Annotated in this window: 15 protein-coding genes; 6 read left to right on the top strand and 9 right to left on the bottom strand. The window is 68.9% G+C overall.

Annotated features, from left to right (window positions below):
- Positions 1-84: 84 nt before the first annotated feature.
- Positions 85-885, top strand: a complete 801-nt coding sequence (locus ACOQPD_RS14380) for an SDR family NAD(P)-dependent oxidoreductase (protein WP_420612649.1) — start codon at positions 85-87, stop codon at positions 883-885.
- Complete coding sequence (locus tag ACOQPD_RS14375) at positions 882-1649, top strand: SDR family NAD(P)-dependent oxidoreductase (protein WP_420612648.1); 768 nt, start codon at positions 882-884, stop codon at positions 1647-1649. Before ACOQPD_RS14380 ends, ACOQPD_RS14375 begins: the two co-directional genes overlap by 4 nt.
- Positions 1650-1697: 48 nt before the next feature.
- Here the strand turns inward: ACOQPD_RS14375 and ACOQPD_RS14370 are convergent, their stop codons facing one another.
- Positions 1698-2510, bottom strand: coding sequence for an amidohydrolase family protein (locus ACOQPD_RS14370; protein ID WP_420612647.1), 813 nt, complete (start codon positions 2508-2510; stop codon positions 1698-1700).
- A gap of 81 nt (positions 2511-2591) precedes the next feature.
- Here ACOQPD_RS14370 and ACOQPD_RS14365 point away from each other — a divergent pair, with 81 nt between their 5' ends.
- The 3 genes from ACOQPD_RS14365 to ACOQPD_RS14355 all read left to right on the top strand — a co-directional run bounded on the left by ACOQPD_RS14365 (position 2592) and on the right by ACOQPD_RS14355 (position 4661).
- Entirely contained in the window at positions 2592-3788 is a 1197-nt protein-coding gene (locus tag ACOQPD_RS14365; RefSeq protein ID WP_420612646.1) for a M20 metallopeptidase family protein, read from the top strand.
- 78 nt (positions 3789-3866) lie between these two features.
- Entirely contained in the window at positions 3867-4094 is a 228-nt protein-coding gene (locus ACOQPD_RS14360; protein ID WP_420612645.1) for a hypothetical protein, read from the top strand.
- Positions 4095-4097: 3 nt separating this feature from the next.
- Positions 4098-4661 (top strand): protein-tyrosine phosphatase family protein, encoded by a 564-nt coding sequence (locus tag ACOQPD_RS14355; RefSeq protein ID WP_420612644.1) that lies wholly within the window; start codon positions 4098-4100, stop codon positions 4659-4661.
- Positions 4662-4667: 6 nt separating this feature from the next.
- Here the strand turns inward: ACOQPD_RS14355 and ACOQPD_RS14350 are convergent, their stop codons facing one another.
- From ACOQPD_RS14350 to ACOQPD_RS14335, 4 genes are read right to left on the bottom strand one after another with little or no spacing between them, the layout of a single operon-like run.
- Positions 4668-6938, bottom strand: a complete 2271-nt coding sequence (locus ACOQPD_RS14350; protein ID WP_420612643.1) for a xanthine dehydrogenase family protein molybdopterin-binding subunit — start codon at positions 6936-6938, stop codon at positions 4668-4670.
- Entirely contained in the window at positions 6935-7417 is a 483-nt protein-coding gene (locus tag ACOQPD_RS14345) for a (2Fe-2S)-binding protein (protein WP_420612642.1), read from the bottom strand. The genes ACOQPD_RS14350 and ACOQPD_RS14345 overlap by 4 nt, the downstream gene beginning before the upstream one ends.
- Complete coding sequence (locus ACOQPD_RS14340; protein ID WP_420612641.1) at positions 7414-9732, bottom strand: xanthine dehydrogenase family protein molybdopterin-binding subunit; 2319 nt, start codon at positions 9730-9732, stop codon at positions 7414-7416. The genes ACOQPD_RS14345 and ACOQPD_RS14340 overlap by 4 nt, the downstream gene beginning before the upstream one ends.
- Positions 9729-10586, bottom strand: coding sequence for an FAD binding domain-containing protein (locus tag ACOQPD_RS14335; RefSeq protein WP_420612640.1), 858 nt, complete (start codon positions 10584-10586; stop codon positions 9729-9731). Before ACOQPD_RS14335 ends, ACOQPD_RS14340 begins: the two co-directional genes overlap by 4 nt.
- A 50-nt stretch (positions 10587-10636) precedes the next feature.
- On the opposite strand from ACOQPD_RS14335, the gene ACOQPD_RS14330 reads away from it, so the two are divergent.
- Positions 10637-13003 carry a xanthine dehydrogenase family protein molybdopterin-binding subunit gene (locus tag ACOQPD_RS14330; RefSeq protein ID WP_420612639.1) on the top strand — a complete coding sequence of 789 codons (2367 nt, stop codon included), beginning with the start codon at positions 10637-10639 and terminating at the stop codon, positions 13001-13003.
- A 9-nt stretch (positions 13004-13012) separates the two neighbouring features.
- Here ACOQPD_RS14330 and ACOQPD_RS14325 read toward each other — a convergent pair whose 3' ends face one another.
- Genes ACOQPD_RS14325 through ACOQPD_RS14310 form a run of 4 tightly spaced genes read right to left on the bottom strand, consistent with a single transcriptional unit; the run spans position 13013 to position 18201 of the window.
- The gene (locus ACOQPD_RS14325) at positions 13013-13438 is read right to left on the bottom strand and encodes a hypothetical protein (protein WP_420612638.1); all 426 of its coding nucleotides are present in this window, start codon (positions 13436-13438) and stop codon (positions 13013-13015) included.
- 28 nt (positions 13439-13466) lie between these two features.
- Positions 13467-14759 (bottom strand): glutamine synthetase family protein, encoded by a 1293-nt coding sequence (locus tag ACOQPD_RS14320; RefSeq protein ID WP_420612637.1) that lies wholly within the window; start codon positions 14757-14759, stop codon positions 13467-13469.
- Positions 14756-16117, bottom strand: a complete 1362-nt coding sequence (locus ACOQPD_RS14315) for an aspartate aminotransferase family protein (protein ID WP_420612636.1) — start codon at positions 16115-16117, stop codon at positions 14756-14758. The genes ACOQPD_RS14320 and ACOQPD_RS14315 overlap by 4 nt, the downstream gene beginning before the upstream one ends.
- Complete coding sequence (locus ACOQPD_RS14310) at positions 16114-18201, bottom strand: aminotransferase class III-fold pyridoxal phosphate-dependent enzyme (RefSeq protein ID WP_420612635.1); 2088 nt, start codon at positions 18199-18201, stop codon at positions 16114-16116. Before ACOQPD_RS14310 ends, ACOQPD_RS14315 begins: the two co-directional genes overlap by 4 nt.
- Between the last annotated feature and the right edge of the window lie 104 nt (positions 18202-18305).

Here is an 18305-nt window from a genome sequence, read left to right as displayed (position 1 = left end):
TGTGGTGCGTAGGAGAGCCTGAACCGGTCCGTTCCCGGCCGGTCTCCTAGGATCGGCCCCGGCACGGGCAAGAAGGTGTTCACCATGATCGACGAGCGATTCTCAATGGCCGGCCGGCGGGCAGTGGTGACCGGCGGGGGTGGTGGGTTCGGCAGGGCCTTCTGCCGGATTCTCGCTGAGGCGGGAGCGGAGGCCATTCCGGTGGACATCGATCGGGCCGCCGCCGAGGAGACCGCCTCGCTGGTGGCAGGATCCGGCGGCCGATCCTGGGCGATCGAGTGCGATGTGGCGGATGCGGCCGCAGTCGATGCGATGGCCGAGCGGGTGGCGGAGACCGGCCCGGGCGTGGACGTGCTGATCAACAACGCCGGCAACTCCCCGCCGTCCCGACGGGTGGCCGACATCCCCGTCGAGGAATGGGACGATGTGATCGCGGTCAACCTCCGCAGCGCCTTCCTCTGCACCCGGGCCCTGATCCCGATGATGCTGGCCACCGACAGCCCGTCCATAGTGAACATCGCCTCGGTGCTCGGGATGCGGGGTTTCCATCCGGATGTGATCTCCCAGGCCGGGTACGCAGCCTCCAAGGCAGGCATGATCGGGCTCACTCTCCAGACCGCGGCCGACTACGGGGAGTTCGGGTTGCGCGCCAACGCCGTGGCTCCCGGCTGGCACCTCGGCACCAACCTGAGCAAGCGAGCCGGCAACTTCGCCACGCCCGAACAGGAGGCCCGACTCCAGCGCACCCTCCACGAGCGGGTGCCGTTGCAACGAGCCTCGACCGCTGACGAACTCGCTCCCCTGGTGCTCTACCTGGCCTGCGATGCCTCCCGGTTCGTCAGCGGGGCGGTGATGACCCACGACGGCGGATGGACCGCCATATGACGGCGGCGGGCGGTGCGCTGGAGGGGCGTGCGGCCGTCGTGACGGGAGCGGCCCAGGGGATCGGACGGTGCGTGGCCGAGCGTTATGCCGGGGAAGGGGCCACGGTGATCATCGCCGACATCCAGCGGGACCGGGCTCGGGAGGTTGCCGATTCCATCAACAGTGATGGCGGTCGGGCGCTGGCGATCCGCACCGACGTGGCGGATTCGGCCAGCGTGGCCCGGATGGCCGACCGCGCGCGGCAGACCATCGGGAGGATCGACATCCTGGTGAACAACGCCGCTGACATGGCGAACCTCCGCCGCCAGCCATTCGACAGGATCACCGAGGCGGAGTGGGATCGGACGATGGCCGTCAACGTAAAGGGCATGTGGCTGATGGTCCGAGCCGTAGCCGGCGATATGCGGGAGGCCGGGTACGGGAAGATCATCAACATGTCCTCCGATGTGGTGCTGTCGGGGGTGCCCGGAATGGCCCACTACGTGAGCTCGAAGGGGGCGGTGTGGGCACTGACCCGCGCGCTCGCCCACGAACTGGGTCCGGACGGGATCCGCGTGAACGCGGTGGCGCCCGGCTTCACCGAGACCGAATCGGCCCTACTGCTCGGTGGTGATGCCGCCGTGCGGAGCATCGCCCGGCGGGCGCTCCCCCGGGCCGAGACGCCGGATGACCTAGCCGGCACGATGGTCTATCTGGCGTCCGCGGACTCGGACTTCGTGACCGGCCAGCTGATCGCCGTGAACGGAGGATCCGTCCTGCATTGACGGCGCCTCCCGTTCGGCCTGGATAGAGGAATCGTCCCATCGGAGAGTTCAGAGGCGCAGGAGGCGGGCCAGGTTGTTCCCCATGATGGCTTCCATATCGGACCGGCTCAGGTTGATCCCGAGCGGACCATCCCTGGTGAGCGTCTCGATGACGCGGAGCTGGCTGTAGGGGTCCTGTACCGGGCAATCGCTCCCGAACACCAGACGCCCCGCCCCGATCGCCTGGACTGCCTCCGCAACCCTCGGCTGGTGCCCCCACCCGGTTTCGAGGTAGACGTTGTCGCAGTGACGTGCCACGTTGATGGCGTCGTCGGCATACCCGGTCTTCTGCGTTCCGAGATGGGCGAGGATCACGGTGGTGTCCGGATGGTCGGTAGCCAGCGGCTCCATCATGGCGGGAACCGAGAAGGGCGGATCACCGGTGTGGATCAGCACCGGAATGTCCAGCCGGGCGGCCTCCGCCAGCACCGGATAGGTGAAGTCCCGCGCCTTGGGCCAGTAGGCGTGGGCGGTGGGATGGAGCTTCACCATCCGGAAGCCGTCCTCGGCCACCAGCCGCCTCAATTCTGCCAGGCCGGCGTCGACGCCTAGATGCGGGTTGAGCATGAAGGTCCCCACGATCCGGTCCGGGTGATTGCGGACCGCCTCGATCACGGTGCGGTGCTGCTCGCGGAAGCTGAGATCGATCCGCTGGGTGGTGCTCAACATGGGCATCACCGCGGCGCGGTCGATCACCCTGGGGCCTCCCGGGATCGGGAGTTCCTCGTCCATGAGAGCAACCAGGTGGTCGGCGGTGAACGGAGGCCAGCCCCGGATCGGCTCCGGGTCGTCGGATATGTGGACGTGCCCGTCGACGATCACCCTCGATCTCCCTTCCGTGCCGCCCGCCCATCTTATGGCTCGGACGGACGCACTCTCGGAGAGCGGTTAGCATCCACCGTCGTGCCCGAACTCCGAGCAGCCGCCCAGCCCCTCTTCCCGGACCTAGTCGACCTGCGGCGGCGGCTCCATCGATTCCCCGAGCGGGGCAACCACCTCCCGGAGACCCGCCGGATCGTGCTCGAGGCGCTGGAAGGCCTGCCTCTCGACATCGTGCTCCATGACACCACGAGCGGGATCGTGGCGGTGCTCGAGGGTGAACAGTCCGGCCCGGTAACGCTGCTCCGGGCCGACATGGACGCCCTGCCCGTGACCGAGGAGACCGGCCTGGAGTTCTCCAGCCGCCACGACGGGTTCATGCACGCCTGCGGGCACGATCTGCACACGGCGATGCTGGTGGGGGCGGCCCGGTTGCTGTCCTCGATGAGGTCCGACGTGGCCGGAACGGTGCTGTTCATGTTCCAGCCCGGCGAGGAGGGCTTCGCCGGGGCGCGGTTCATGCTCGAAGAGGGTCTGCTGGACACGGTGGAGGACCGTCCCTCCGGCGCATTCGCCATCCACGTAAACACCTGGACGCGCACCGGCATGGTGCTCCACCGCAAGGGTCCGCAACTTGCATCTGACGACGAAGTACGCGTCACGATCCGGGGCAAGGGAGGCCATGCCTCGGCCCCCTATCTCTCCTACGACCCGATTCCGGTGGCGGCGGAGATCGTCCTGGCCACCCAGACGGCCATCACCCGCCGGATCAACGTCTTCGATCCGGGCGTCATCACCTTCGCCACCGTCGCCGCTGGGACCACCCACAACGTGATCCCCGAGACCGCCCTGCTGGTCGGAACGATGCGGGCCGTTTCCGACAGCACCCGCAGCCAGCTCCACTCCCTGATCAACCGGGTGGTCCCGAACATCGCGGCAGCCCACGGCGTGGAGGCTGACGTCGAGATCAACATGGGATATCCGGTGACCGTCAACGACCCCGACCACACAGCCTGGGTGGACACGGTGGCCCGGGACACGCTGGGCGACGACCGGGTGGTATGGATGGACTCGCCGATAATGGGCGCCGAGGACTGGGGTTACGTGCTCCAGGAAGTCCCCGGAACCATGTCCTTCCTCGGAGCCTGCCCTCCCGAGCTTGAACCGGGCCGCGCAGCCGGGCTCCACTCGAACCGAGCCGTCTTCGACGAGGAAGCAATGATCACCGGCACGGCCCTGCACGCCGCGGTGGCCCTGTCGCACGGACAGAGGAACCGGTGAGCACCACCATCGCGGAGACGCAAGTACCACGCCACCTCCCGGCGCTCAGCCTGACCGCCCTATAGACCCGAGGAGTTGATGGTCGGAGTCGAGAGCCGCATCGCCGGCGGGCTGCTGGGGGTGCTCCATGGAGCGGACGCCATACCCTCCCGCTGGCGAACCGAGCTCGAATACCACGACCGCCTCATGGCCTCGGTTCCCGCCCTGCTGAACCTGCACGAAGGCGCCGCCGCATCCTCCGAAGGCCGGTTCATGGACATGGACCTGGCCGGCGGTGGGCAGATGGGGCCGACCGATCGGTCCTAATGGGTGATACCGGGCCGGTTCGCGGCCGGCGCGTACCCCAACCCCGATCCCCGGAATGACAAGGTGGGCAAGCTCCTCGACGCCGGTATCAACCTGTTCGTCAACCTGACCCAGGACTATCCGGGCGGCACCGACTGCAAGATGAATCGTTACGACATCCGGGCGGCCGAACGGCACGCGACGGTGGTACGCCGCGACATTGCCGACAATGACGTGACATCGAAGGACCTGATCGCGACCCTCGACGTGATCGACCACCACCTCCGAGACGGCTGCACCGTCTACGTGCATTGCTGGGGAGGCAGCGGGCGGACCGGGACCGTGGTGGGCTGCTGGCTCCGACGGCACGGGTATGCGGGCTCCGGCAACGTGCTCGGCCTGCTTCGAAAGCTTCGGTCGGAGGGAGACCTGAAGGGTGGCGATAATCCAACCTCCCAGACCGAGCCGCAGCATCGGATGGTCCTGGAGTGGCCCTACGGCCGGCAGCCGGGCGAGGTGTTCCACTCCAACCGAGCCGTCTTCGACGAGGAAGCGATGATCGCCGAACGGCCGTTAGGACGAAGCTGAGCTTCCTCAGGCAGTGCGCGTGGCGATGCGGCGGACCCGCTCGGGTCCCAGCGGCAGGCGGGTCACCTGCTCGGGACGGCCCAGCGCTTCGGCCACGGCGTTGGCGACGGCCGCCCCCACCGCGGTGATACCCCCCTCACCGGCTCCCTTCACGCCGAGCGGATTGGCCGGGCTGGGTGCTTCCTCGAGCAGCAGCACCTCCACGTCCGGCATCTCGGCCACGGTGGGCATCAGGTAGTCCATGAACGTGGCCGCCAGGGGTTGGCCGGATTCGTCGTAGGCGAAGTCCTCGAGCAGGGCGCCCCCGATGCCCTGGGCGGCGCCGCCCGCGATCTGGCCGTGGACCAACTCGGGATTGACCGCCTTGCCGACCTCGTAGGCCACCACCAGCCGTTCCACGTCAACGCGGCCGGATTCGGGATCCACCCGGACTACCGCCGCGTGGACGCCATAGGGATAGACCATGTGGTCCACCATGAACCAGCCCTCGGCGGTCAGGCCGGGCTCCCCGCCGGTCAGGCCGGGACGGAGCCTCCGGGCCACCTCGCCCAGCGTGATGGCCGGCCCGCCCGGCGAGCCCCGGACGAACACCCGGCCCCGGTCGATGGCGAGGTCATCCGGATCGGCTTCCAGTGCCGAAGCCGCCACTTCGAAGGCCTTGCGCCGCACTCGCCGGGCGGCGATCAAGGTTGCTGAACCGGACATGACGGTGACCCGGCTGGCGAAGGCGCCCATCCCGTAGGCGAGGTCATCGGTCTGGCCGTGGCGCACCTGCACCGATTCGATTCCCACGCCCAGCGCGTCGGCGCACACCTGCGCCAGCACCGTTTCGACGCCTTGGCCGATCGATGCCACGCCGGTGACAACCAGCACCTGCCCCGCCTCGTCCACGGTGACCCTTACCCCGTCGAACGGCCCAAGGCCGCTCTTCTCCACGAAGAACCCCATTCCGAGGCCCACCCGCTCGCCTTCCGACCGCCTCCGTGCGAGGTCGGCGGTCAGCTGCTCGTATTCCAGGTACTCGAGGGTCCGATCCAGCAGACCCGGGTAATCGCCGGAGTCGTAGGTCACCTCGGTACCCAGCGCGGCGATCCCCCGCTCGAAGGGCATGCGCTCGGGCGGGACCAGGTTGCGGCGGCGAACCTCGGACGGGTCGTGACCTAGCCGGTGGGCAATGACGTCGACCAGCCGCTCGCGCACGAAGGTGCTCTCGTAGCGGCCGGGGGCACGGTAGGTGCCGCAAGGGGTCTTGTTGGTGAGCATCACATGACCGCGGCTCCGGTACGCGGGCCAGGCGTAGGGTCCCGGGAGCATGGAGGTGGTCAGCTCCGTGACCGTCACCTGATGGGTCCGCAGGTAGGCCCCCTGATCCACCCAGAACTCGTCGATCACGCCCCTTATCCGGCCGTCGGAATCCACCGCCGCCTTTATCCGGTGAACCTGGTCACGGGAGTGGTTGGCGGCCAGCATGTGCTCCCGGCGGTCCTCCACCCAGCGGACAGGGCGCCCGAGCCGGAGGGCGGCGAGGCATACCAGCACATCCTCGGGATAGAGCTCTCCCCTGATCCCGAACCCCCCTCCCACATGACCCTCCCGGAGCGCGACCGACCCGAGTGGAAGGCAGAGCATGGAGGCTATGGCCGCCCGGTTGTGGTGGGGCACTTTGGCGGCGCCGAACATCTCCAGCACCGATCTCAACGGGTCGTAGCAAGCCAGCGCTCCCCGGGTCTCCATGGGCACCCCGGAGTGCCTCCCCACCGCCAGTTCCATCTCCACGACCACCGGAGCGTCCCCGAAAGCCGCATCGAGGTCCCCGTAGGCCTTCTCCACGACGGTCGTCTCGGTGGCCGCCGGCCCGGCCGCCAGCGGATCCACCACCGGATCGAGTTCCTCGATACCAGCGAAGACCAGCTCGGCGGCGTCCTCCGCCAGGTACGGATCCTCGGCCAGCACGATCGCGACCGGCTCGCCCACGTAGCGAACGCGGCCGGCGGCGAGCACGGGTTGGCGGAACCGCTCCAAGCCCTCCACCCAGGCCATGCGGAAGTCGATCGGCGGCACTTCCCGGACGTCCTCGCGGGTCCAGACGGCCTCCACCCCATCCATGGCGCGCGCATCCGAAGTGTCGATCTCCAGCAGCCGGCCGTGGGCCACCGGCGAACGCACCACCCTCATGTGCAGCTGGCCGGGAAGGGACAGGTCGGCGGCGAACCTAGCCTCGCCTGTCAGTAGGGGTCGGTCCTCGATCCTCCTGACCGAGCTACCGACATAACTCATCCTCGCATGACCTCGGCGGCCTGGCGGACCGCCTTCAGTATGTTCTGGTAACCGGTGCAGCGGCACAGGTTGGACGACAGCACCGCCCGGAGCTCGTCCTCGTCCGGATCGGGATTCTGCTCCAGGTACCCGGCCGACAGCATCAGGAACCCCGGAGTACAGAAGCCGCACTGGAGCCCGTGGTTATCCCAGAAGGCCTGCTGGATCGGATGGAGCGCATCGCCGTCGGCCAGGTCCTCCACCGTGCGGAGGTCCATGCCCTCGCACTGGACGGCGAACATCAGGCAGGACCGGACCGGTTGGCCTTCGGCCAGGATCGTGCAGGCTCCGCACACGCCGTGCTCGCAGCCCAGATGGGTGCCCGTGAGGCCGCAATCGTCTCGCAGCGTGTCGGCCAGGGTGCGCCTGGGCTCTACCCGGACCCGGTAGGTCCTGCCGTTGACCGCAAGGGTCACCTCGACCCTGGTTCGCTCGCTCATGCGGGAATCCTCTCGCTCTCCCTTACCAGCCTACGCAGCCGGGACGGGGTTACCGGCGCCTCGGCGATCTGGACCCCGAGGGGACGGAGCGCGTCGGCGACTGCGTTGATGACTGCGGCCGGGGCGCCGATCGTGCCCCCCTCTCCCAAGCCCTTGGCGCCCGTGATGGTGGCATCGGAGATGGTCTCGAGGTGGTGGATCTCGATGGTGGGGACCTCCGCCAGGGTGGGAGGCAGGAAGTCCATGAGCGAGGTGGTGAGGATGTTCCCCTCCTCGTCGTAACGGATCTCCTCGTACAGGGCGCCGGCGATCCCCTGGGTGACCCCACCGTGGAGTTGCCCGTCCACGATCATCGGGTTGATGAGGCGCCCGGCGTCCTCCACCACCACGAACCGATCCACCCGGACCCCGCCCGTCTCCGGGTCCACCTCCACCGTTGCGACATGGCAGGCGTTGGAGAAGGTTCCGGCAGGATCGTAGGTGGCCGTGGCCGTGAGGCCAGGATCCATCCCGGCGGCCAGGCGGTGGCTGGAGTGGTAGGCGAGGCGGGCCAGCTCGGCCACGTCGATCCCGGCATCCGTACCCGCCACGGTCGCCCGGCCCGCCCGGATGACGATGTCCTCGGGCGCCGCCTCCAACTCCGAGGAGGCGATGGCGGCCAGCTTGGAGCGCAGGCGGTCGGACGCCAGGCGGGCCGCTCCCCCGGCGATGACCAGGGACCGGCTGGCGAACGTGCCCCAGCCGTACGGCGTGCGGTCGGTGTCACCGTGAACGATCCGGACCCGAGCCGGTTCCACTCCCAACTCGTCCCCGATCAGCTGCGCCAGGGTGGTCTCCAGACCCTGGCCGTGCGGGGAGGCGCCCAACCGGGCCTCCACGTTGCCGGACGGGTCCATGGCCAGGTCCACGGTCTCGTATCCGGGCGTCACGTCCATGCTCCGGGCGGCGAAGGCCGATGTCCCGTAGCCGGTGCGCTCCGAGAACACGGAGAAACCGATCCCGAGGTAGCGGCCCTCCGACCGCGCCGCCGCCTGGCGACCCCGGAAGTCCTCCAGGCCGATCGCCTCGACGGCCCTGTCCAGGGACTCCACGTAGGAACCCTCGTCATACACCAGGCCGGTGGCCGAGGTGTAGGGGAACTCCGATATCAGGTTGCGGCGCCTGATCTCGGCGGGCTCGATCCCGAGGCGGACCGCCGCCAGATCCAGCAGGCGCTCCATGGCCAGGGTTATCACCGGTCTCGACACCCCCCGGTAGGGCGCCATCGGGCAGGTGTTGGTGGTGACGCCTCGGGACCGGACCCGGTAGGTACGGAAGTCGTAGGGCCCCGGGAATTCGGCCAGCGCCATCAAGGGCTCCACCCCGCAGGTGACCGGGTAGCAGGAGTAGGCGCCGATGTTGCACACCAGGTCGGCGTCCACCGCCAGCAGCCGGGCGTCCGCGTCGAAGGCGCCTCGGACGCGGTAGTGATGATCACGGCTGTGGAAGGAGGACATCAGGTTCTCGCGCCGATCCTCCACCCACGACACCGTGGTCCGGAGCCGTCTCGCCACCCAAGCCGTCACCACGTCCTCGGGCGCCAGGCAGAACTTCTGCCCGAATGCCCCTCCCACATCGGGGACCACCACCCTCAGGTCCGACTCGGGCATACCGAGCAGGTCGGCCAGGACGGTGCGGACCACATGCGGCGACTGGACGGAGGCGGTAAGTGTGGTCCGCCCGGTCCGGGGGTCGTAGGAGGCGACGGAGCCTCGGGCCTCCAGGGGGAGGGCGTTCTGGCGCCGGGATCGTAGATCGAACTCCACCACCTCGGCAGCGTCGGCGAAGACCTCGTCCACCCGCTCGGTCTCGAAGCGGGCGTCTACGACCACGTTGGTCTCCAGGTGGTCGTGCACGGCCGGCGCGCCTGGGCGGAGGGCGTCGGGGGCGCTGATCACCCGGTCTTCCGACTCGATGTCCACGAAGACCTGCTCGGCGGCGTCCTCCGCCTCCTCCAGGGTGCCTGCCACTACCACCGCCACCGGCTCGCCCACGAAGCGGACCTTGCCGGAAGCCAGCACCGGTTGCTCGATGGGGTGGAAATCCGGCCGGTGGAGCAACGGCCGGATGGGACGCACTTCCCTGAGGTCGTCGGAGGTGAACGCCGTGACCCGCTCGGGCGCCTCGATGGAAATGATCCGGCCGTGGGCGACCGGACTACGGACGAACCTCAGGAAGGAGGCGTCCTGGGTGAGGTCGGCGACGAACCTGCCCTCTCCGGTGAGCAGCGGTGGATCCTCGAAGCGCGGGAGCGGCTGCCCGATCCACGGGATCACGCGGCGATCGCCTGCTCAAGAGCTCGTCGGGTCAGGGCGCGCACCAGGTCGCGCCGGTAATCGGCCGACCCGTGGATGTCGCCGATGGCGTCGATCTCGAGAGCGGCGATCTCGGCGGCGGCCCGGAATGACTCCTCCGTGGCCGGCTGGCCCTCCAGAGCCTGCTCCGCATCGGCGGCTCGAAGCGGGCGATCGCTCACCCCACCAAGCGCGATCCGGGCGTTGCCCACCCGCCCGTCATCGGACTCGAACGCCACCGCGGCCATGGTCAGGGCGAAATCACCGGCCCGGCGGCTGAACTGTTGGAACCCGATCCGCGTGCACGGGGAGAGTTTGGGAAGGCGGGCCTCCACCAGGAGCTCCTCGGGTTCAAGAGCGGTGGTGAAGACGGTCTGGAAAAAGTCGGCGGCAGGGATGTCACGACCGCCGGACGGGCTCCGGGTCGACAGCTCGGCATCGAGCAGCAGGGCTATCACGCACCACTCGGCGGCCGGGTCGGCGTGGGCCAGGCTGCCCCCGAAGGTGCCCCTGACCCTGATCGGTAGGTGGCCGACGTGGTGGGCGGCCATCGTAAGGAGGCGGCCGGTGGGACCTTCCGTTACCGGTCGCTCGAAGGTCACGTGGCGGACCATCGCTCCGATCCGGAGGGTGTCGCCGTCCTCCTCCAGGTAATCGAGCTCGTCCAGCGGGTTGATGTCGACCAGAACCGCCGGTCGAGCCAGGCGGAAGTTCATGGCCGGGACCAGGCTCTGGCCGCCGGCCAGGACCTTGGCCTCGTAGCCGTACTCGCCCAGGTGAGCTACCGCCTCGGCCACGGATCGGGCCTGGTGGTAGTCGAAGGGAGCCGGTTTCATGAGGGCCGGAGTGTAGTATCCGGGCGCCAACCCAAGGCCTTTACCGTCCTATGACCCCAGACCAGCGGCCGGCGCCTGTCGGTGGCATCGGAAGCTCCATACGGCGCCACGAGGACCCTCCGCTGCTGGCCGGACGGGCCCGCTACGTCGCCGATGTCCGCCTCCCGGGCATGCTCACCATGGCGGTGGTCAGGGCGCCCGTCGCCCACGGCACGATACAAGGCATCGACTGCTCCGAGGCTCGCCGGCTCCCTGGAGTGGAGGCGGTATACACCGCTGAAGACCTGAGCGAGTCGCTCGGAGGCGTTCCACGGATCCCGCCCCGGGTGTCGTTCGACGAGACCGTGGTCCCCTACCTCCAGCCCCTCATCGCCCACGACCGACTGCGCTATATCGGTGAGCCGATGGCGTTGGTGGTCGCTCAGGATCGGTACGTGGCGGAAGACGCCGCCGAGCTGGTGTTCGCCGACATCGACCCCCGCCCGGTGATGATGGATGCCGGCGCCGAGGATCGGCCCAAGCGGCGCCTGTTCGAGCCGGAGAATCTCGTCACCACCCTCGAGGCCGGCTTCGGCGACACCGGGCGTGCCTTCGCGGAGGCGGACGTGGTGGTCGAGGCCGAGCTGGCGATCGGCCGCCATAGCGGCGTGCCGATGGAGACGCGGGGCATCGTGGTCGAGTTCGACCCGGTCGGCGAGCGGCTCATCGTCCATGGAGCGACCAAGGTGCCGCACTGGAACCTGGCGACAACCGCCGACCTCCTCGGCATGCCTCCCGGCCGTCTCCGCATGCGCGAGACGGCGGTGGGGGGAGGATTCGGCGTCCGGGGAGAGCTGTACCCGGAGGATGTGCTGGCGGTATGGGCAGCCCACCGGCTGCGCCGATCCGTGGCGTGGATCGAGGACCGCCGGGAGCACCTATTGACGGCCAATCACTCCCGCCAGCAGCTCCATCGGGCGCGCATAGCCGGTGACCGAACCGGCCGGATCACCGCCATCGCGTCGGACTTCGACATGGACATGGGCGCGTACGCCCGCACCCACAGCATCCGGGTGGCGGACCTCACGCTGTCTATGATCCCCGGCCCCTATGACCTGGAGGCGTACCGCGGATCGGCCCGGTGCGTGGTCACCAACAAGACCCCCACCGGCACCTATCGAGCCCCCGGCCGGTTCGAGTCCAGCTTCGTGCGGGAGCGGCTCATCGACCTGTACGCCGCCGAGATCGGCATGGACCCGGTCGAGGTGCGGCGCCGCAACCTGATCAAACCCGACCGGATCCCCTATTCCCGCCCGCTGTCCTCGACCGGCGAGCCGATGCTGTTCAGCGACGGCGACTTCCCCGGCGTCCTCGATCGGCTGGTCGCCTCGTTCGACTGGCCGGCCCTGGAGCGGCGCCGCGATGCGGGGGAGCAGGTCGGGGTCGGCGTGGCGATGTTCATGGAGAAATCGGGATTGGGTCCGTGGGAGACCGGCGCGATCGAAGTCGATCCCGACGGCCTGGTCCGGGTCCGGTCGGGATGCTCCTCGGTCGGCCAGGGCATCCGCACGGTCCTCGCCCAGATCGTGGCGGATCGACTCGAGCTGGATCATGCCCGGGTACGGGTGGAACTGCTCGACACCGACCGGACGCCCTACGGGATCGGCAGCTATGCCAGCCGATCGACGGTCACCGCCGGCAGCGCCCTCGCGCAAGCCGCCGAGGAGGTGGTGCGGATCACCAAGCAGGTGGCTGCCGTGGACTTCGAGGTGGACGAAGAGGACCTGGAGTACCGGGCCGGCTCGGTCTTCGTGTCCGGATCCCCCGAGTTCAGCCTGTCCATCTTCGAGGCGGCCGCCCGGCTGCATCCGCTGACGGCCGGCAGGTACGGACGGTCCGAGCCGGGCCTGGCAGTGGACTCGGTGTTCGAAGCGGAGCGGGTGGTCTACCCGTGCGGCGCCAACCTGGCGGTGGTCCGGGTGGACCGGGAGACGGGCGACGTGGCAGTGGAGCAGCTGATCCTGTACTACGACGTCGGGAGGGCGATCAACCCGATGCTGGTGGCGGGACAGATGGAGGGAGGCGCCGTCCAAGCCGTCGGGGGCGCGCTGTACGAGCAGTTCGCCTATGACGAGGACGGCAACCCCTTGTGCGGATCGTTCATGGACTACCTGCTGCCCACCCTTGCCGAGACTCCGGCCATGACCGCCCTCATCGGAGAGCGGGATCCGACCGTCACCAACCCGCTGGGTGTCAAGGGAGCAGGAGAGGGAGGCGTCCCGGGAGTGGCCGCGGCCATCGCCACCGCTATAGAACATGCCCTGGGCCGGCCCGGCCTCGCCAGCCGGGTACCCATGACGCCCGAGAGGGTACTGAGGCCCCGATGGGGGACCAGCGGAACAGGGGCGATCGCTGACCACGAGGACGCGATCGGCTGAGCCTCGCGCCTATCCCTTCCCGGCCGAGTTCCAGAGACCGGCGCCCACGGTCCCGAGCACCAGCGGGTTGAGCACCGAGACCAGGTACCAGGCGACGTTGTCCGCCTGGCCGACGGACTCGCCATCCGCGAGGTTGAGCAACCGGAACCAGAGCGTGAAGAACAGTATGGCGAGGGCGAGGGTGCAGTAGAACCCGGCTTGCACCGCCAGGTACCGGCCCGCCGGTGCGTCGGCGGATCCGCCCCTCGTCTTGCGGGTCCAGACCACGACCACCGATACCAGGATGCCCACTGCGGTGAGATAGTTCAGGACCCGGTACACATCGCCTGGAGCGAGCGCGCCGGAGTAGAACGTGTTGAAGACGACCTGTGCCGTATAGATGACGGCGTAAGCGAACAGCGCTCCGCCAACGGGTTTCCTGAGTGTGTCGGGCATCATTTACCTCCGGTAGACGCAGCGCTGCCTAGACAGCTCTGGTGTAGCGCTCCCGCTCCCAGTCGCTGACGCTCTCCTGCCAGGCGCGCAGCTCCCACGCCCTCGATATGTCGTAGTAGCCGCTGAACTCCGCACCCAACGCCTCCTGCAACGCCGCATCGGACCGGAAGGCCCTCAGGGCGCTCTCCAGCGAGTTGGGTAGCGCCGGCAGGTCCGCCCGCTCGGAGACATCTCCTGATTCGGGCGCCGGTGGCGACGCCCCCTCCCGTATCCCGATCATCGCCGAAGCCAGCAGAGCCGCCAGCGCCAGGTAGGGGTTGGCGTCGGCGCCGGGGCGGCGGCACTCGAGACGGGAGCGGGCCGGGCGGTTGCCCCGGATGGCCCGAACCGAGGTGGACCGGTTCTCGTCGCCCCAGCTCACGTTCACGGGCGCGAAATAGCCGGGAACCAGCCGTTTGTAGGAGTTGACGGTGGGGTTCACCAGGAGGGAGGCGGCCGGAAGATGGTCGAGGATGCCCGCTATGGCTGACATGCACGTAGCAGGGAACTCGCCGTCCTCACCGGGGGCGAAGGCGTTGTGGTCACCTTGCCAGAACGACAGATGGACGTGGCCGCTCGAACCCTCCTCGAGCGGCATGGTCTTGGCCAGGAAGCTGGCGGTGAGGCCCAAAGAGGCCGCCACCTCCTTGACCGCGAACTTGAGCAGGGCGGCGTCGTCAGCGGCCCGGAGACCGCGCCGGGCGGAGATGTTCAACTCCAGGAGACCGGGACCCGCCTCGGTGTGTACCGCCTCAAGATTCACACCCAGTCCCTCGAGGGCCGGGACCAGCACCTCCAGCAGCCGGTCGAAGCGGCCGATCTCGCCGAGGCTGTAGCTGATGCCCGACGAAAGCGGCTCGCCGGCACCGTCGAAGATCCTGACCTCGAACTCGAAGCCGGCCATCACCTCGTAGCCCAGTTCCTCCAGATCAGCCAGCATGTCTCGAAGCACTTCGCGGGACGCCAGCCGGCATCTGGACCCGTCCGGCCAGCTCGGATCGGCCAGGCAGATCCCCCAACCCGGCCTCCACGCCAGCGGCCGGAGGGTATCGGGGTCCGGCTGCAGCAGGAGGTCGGGCGCGCCGGTGTTGATCCCGTACTCCCGGTAGTCGGTGATGGGCATGTCCACCGGGTCCAGGCCCAGCCACAGGTCGGTCATCACCGTGCCCTTCTCCACCGCCGACCGGAAGGCGCCGGGCCGGAACGCCTTGCCCCGGATGGAACCGTGTACATCCGGCATACCGAGAAGGACAAAGCCGTCGTCGGAAGGATTCCAGGTCATATCGCTCCCCCGTTCGCCAAGAGATCCGTCACCGTCCGGTCCACTTCCCCCACCGCTCGCGCAAGCCTGTCGATCATCTCGGCCAACTCCTCATCCGTGCTCGTCAGGGCCGGGGCGAACACGGTCTGGTCCCCGGCAAAACCATCGGCGTTCGGGTGGGTGGACATCACGAGCAGGTCGTTCTCCATCGCACAGTCGTCGATCCGTCCGGCGATTCCGAGCGAGTCGGGGGGTATGGAGGCGCCATCCCGCGGATCCACGTATTCCACACCCAGCAGGAACCCGCGGCCCCGGACCTCTCCTACGATCGCGTAACCCTCGAGAGCCGTCCGGAGGCGGTCGAGCAGGGCCGGCCCGCGCTCGGCGGCCAGACCGGGCAAGTCGTGCCGTTCCACATAGTCGAGCACCGCGAGGCCGACCGCGCAGCTCAGGGGCGCGCCGTCCCAGGTGTGGCCCAGATCGAACTCCTTCGAGCCGCTCGCCAAGGTGTCGTACACCGGTCGGCGGCACATGGTGGCGGCCAGCGGCATGTAGCCCCCGCCGAGCATCTTGCCGATGGTCACGATGTCGGGGGTTATCGGCAGGCCCTGGTAGGCGAACCAGCCCCCGGTGCGACCCATGCCGGTCACCACCTCGTCGAAGCAGACCAGGAAGCCGTAGCGATCCCGCCGCTCCGCCAGCCCCTCCCAGAAACGATCCGGGGGCGAGTAGCCGGGCAGGGACGCCCCGCTGACCGGCTCGCAGAAGAAGGCGGAGACGTTCTCGGGACCCGCCTGCTCGATCGCCTCGTCCAGCGCGTCGAGGGCCGCCTGCCCGGTCGGGTCGAACCTCGATGTGGAGGGAGGGATATGGAGGTGCTCGGACAGGTACGGATCGAACGGCGCGTGGAAGTTGGGGCGGCCGGTCAGGGCCACCGTGGCCATGGTGCCGCCGTGGTAGGCCTGGGCCGGGGAGATGACCCGCCATCGGCTTCCCTCCCCGCGATCCACGTGGTACTGGCGGGCCAGCCGGAGAGCTGTCTCGTTGGCCTCGGAGCCGCCGCTCAGGAAGCGGACCTTGGCCATCTCCGGGGCGATCTCCACCAGGCGAGCCGCCAGCCGCTCCTGGGGATGGTTGGTGAAGTGGTGGGCGTAGTAGTAGGCGATGTCGCCCATGGCGGCCTGCGCGGCGTCCGCGATCTCCCCCAGCCCGTGGCCGAGACCGGCCGTCATCGCACCTCCGGAGACGGCGTCGAGGATGCGCCGGCCTCCGGTGGCGAGCAGCCAAACGCCCTCTCCCCGATCGACACTCGGGTAGACCCGGTCGAGGTACTTGGGGAAGACGCTGGTGGAGGCGGCGTCGACGGCCGGTCCGGTCATGGTCGGTCCCGTCCCCGTCCCGGCAGAGCCAGACCCGCTATGTCCTCGGCGAAGCGCTCCAGCAACTGAGCCGCCACGGCTCTTGATCTGGAGGCAAGCCGGCGGGTCTCCTCCAGCAGGGCGTCGGGATCGACCCCCTCGTCGTCGAGTTCGTGGCGGTAGGCCTCGACCCAGCCGTCCATGATCTCCTGGTTGACCTCCGGGTGGAACTGGACGCCGAGGCTACGTCCCACCACGAACGCCTGCGGTCCGGCCTCGCTGTCGGCGATGAGCTCGCCTCCGGGCGGTACCGAAAAGGTGTCGAAGTGCCACTGGAACCATGGTCCCTGCGGCACCAGATCCTCGTCGACGCTACGCACCGGCAGCCAGCCGACTTCGGAAAGCTCCCCCCGGTAGGAATCGCCGCCGAGGACCCTGGCAAGCAATTGGCCGCCGAAACACAGTCCCAGGATCGGAACATCGGCGCCATGAGCCTCGATCAGGAGGTCCTTCTCCCGGTCGATCCACGGAATCGAGTCGTCGAAGGCGGCGAACTCCGAGCCGAGCGAGACGATCAGGTCATAACGTGTGGGGTCGACGCGGCGGTCCTCGAGGTCGATGCGGTAGGTCTCCACGTCGGCGCCCTGGTCCACCAACCATTCGTGGACGAACCCGGCCGGGGTCGGGTCCTCGTGCTGGACGATCAGGACGCTGAGCCCCGCGGACGGACCGCCTCCGGGAGACAGACTCGAGCCGAGCTCGTCCCTCACCTCGGCGCCGACCTCCTCTACGGCGGCGGCCATCCGATCCACCATCTCCGCGAGATCGCCGTCCGGGGTCGGGAAGGGCGGCGCGAACAGATGCTGGTCGCCCGCGAACCCGTCCCGGGTCGGCATGGTGCCCAGTACCAGGAGGCCGTGACGAGCCGCGGCACGCTCGATCCGACCGGCCACGCCCAGTTCGGGGGGAAGGAAGGAGCGGCCGTCCCTGGGATCCACGTAACCGATCCCCAGCAGGTAGCCCCGCCCCCGTACCTTCCCGACGAGGTCGTTCCCAGAGAGAGCCTCCTCCAACTCCCGGCGGAGCGCCGGACCCCGTGTCGCCACATGGTCGACCCAGCCTTCGTTTTCGAGGATTCCCAGCACGGCCAGGCCCACCGCGCATGGCAGCGGCGAACCGTCCCATGTGTGACCCAGCGAGAACGAGCGCACCGCCGCGGCGATCGCCTCGTACACGGAATCGCGGTAGAGGACGGCCCCGATGGCGGTGTAGCCGGCCCCCAACCCCTTGGCGGTCGCGATCACATCGGGAACGATCGGGAGGTCGTTGGCGGCGAACCAGTTACCGGTCCGGCCGATCCCCGTCACGACCTCGTCGAAGCAGATGAGGAAACCGTGCCGCTCCCTGCGCTCGGCCAGCCCCTCCCAGAACCGGGCCGGGGGCGAGTAGGCGGGCAGCGAGGCCGCGCTCACCGGCTCGCAGAAGAAGGCGGATACGTTCTCGGGACCGACCTGTTCCAGTGCCTCGTCCAGCGCGTCGAGTGCGGCCTGGCCGGTCGGGTCGAAGCGGTCTGTGGAAGGAGGGATGTGCCGGTGACGGCTGAGGTAGGGACCGAAGGCGCCATGCAACCCGGGCCTCCCGGTGAGGGCGAGGGTCTGCATGGTGGGCCCGTGATAGGCCTGGGCGGGCGAGATGATCTGCCAGCGCTGCGGCTCCCCACGGGCGACGTGATACATGCGAGCGGCCCGTATGGCGGCCTCGTTGGCCTCGGAGCCACCGGTCACGAACCGAGTCCTCGTAAACCCCGGCGGGGCCACAGCCACCAACTTCGCGGCCAGGGACTCCTGCCATGGATTGGTCAGCCGGTTGTTGTCCAGGTATCCGACCCGACCTGATTGCTCCCAGACCAGGTCGATGAGGTCGCGGCGGCCGTGGCCCAGAGTGGCCGCCATGGAACCGCCGCTCATGGCATCCAGATAGCGCTTGCCGGTGGAATCCTCCACCCGGGCGCCGTCGCCGGCGACGATGACGCGGTACGGCCTCGCCAACTCGAGCTGCAGAACGGCTCCGGCACCGGGCGCCACGAACGGTGCTCTCGACTGCAATCCGCCTCCAATCGCTTCCCGGCAAGCCTCCTGCCCGGCTCTACCCTAGAAGCCGGGTACAGACCGTGACCAGCGGCGCGCAGGATACCAACCGCCGGCGGCGC

Origin of the sequence: Candidatus Spongiisocius sp., assembly GCF_965221825.1 — a bacterium.
Taxonomy (GTDB): Bacteria; Actinomycetota; Acidimicrobiia; order Spongiisociales; family Spongiisociaceae; genus Spongiisocius.
This window is presented reverse-complemented; position numbering and strand designations above follow the sequence as displayed.

Excerpts from the sequence above, each read along its gene's own strand:
- ACOQPD_RS14380 (WP_420612649.1), top strand. The coding sequence starts at position 85 with ATGATCGACGAGCGATTCTCAATGGCCGGCCGGCGGGCAGTGGTGACC.
- ACOQPD_RS14375 (WP_420612648.1), top strand. The coding sequence starts at position 882 with ATGACGGCGGCGGGCGGTGCGCTGGAGGGGCGTGCGGCCGTCGTGACG.
- ACOQPD_RS14360 (WP_420612645.1), top strand. The coding sequence starts at position 3,867 with ATGGTCGGAGTCGAGAGCCGCATCGCCGGCGGGCTGCTGGGGGTGCTC.
- ACOQPD_RS14350 (WP_420612643.1), bottom strand. The coding sequence starts at position 6,938 with ATGAGTTATGTCGGTAGCTCGGTCAGGAGGATCGAGGACCGACCCCTA.
- ACOQPD_RS14345 (WP_420612642.1), bottom strand. The coding sequence starts at position 7,417 with ATGAGCGAGCGAACCAGGGTCGAGGTGACCCTTGCGGTCAACGGCAGG.
- ACOQPD_RS14335 (WP_420612640.1), bottom strand. The coding sequence starts at position 10,586 with ATGAAACCGGCTCCCTTCGACTACCACCAGGCCCGATCCGTGGCCGAG.
- ACOQPD_RS14330 (WP_420612639.1), top strand. The coding sequence starts at position 10,637 with ATGACCCCAGACCAGCGGCCGGCGCCTGTCGGTGGCATCGGAAGCTCC.
- ACOQPD_RS14325 (WP_420612638.1), bottom strand. The coding sequence starts at position 13,438 with ATGCCCGACACACTCAGGAAACCCGTTGGCGGAGCGCTGTTCGCTTAC.
- ACOQPD_RS14320 (WP_420612637.1), bottom strand. The coding sequence starts at position 14,759 with ATGACCTGGAATCCTTCCGACGACGGCTTTGTCCTTCTCGGTATGCCG.
- ACOQPD_RS14315 (WP_420612636.1), bottom strand. The coding sequence starts at position 16,117 with ATGACCGGACCGGCCGTCGACGCCGCCTCCACCAGCGTCTTCCCCAAG.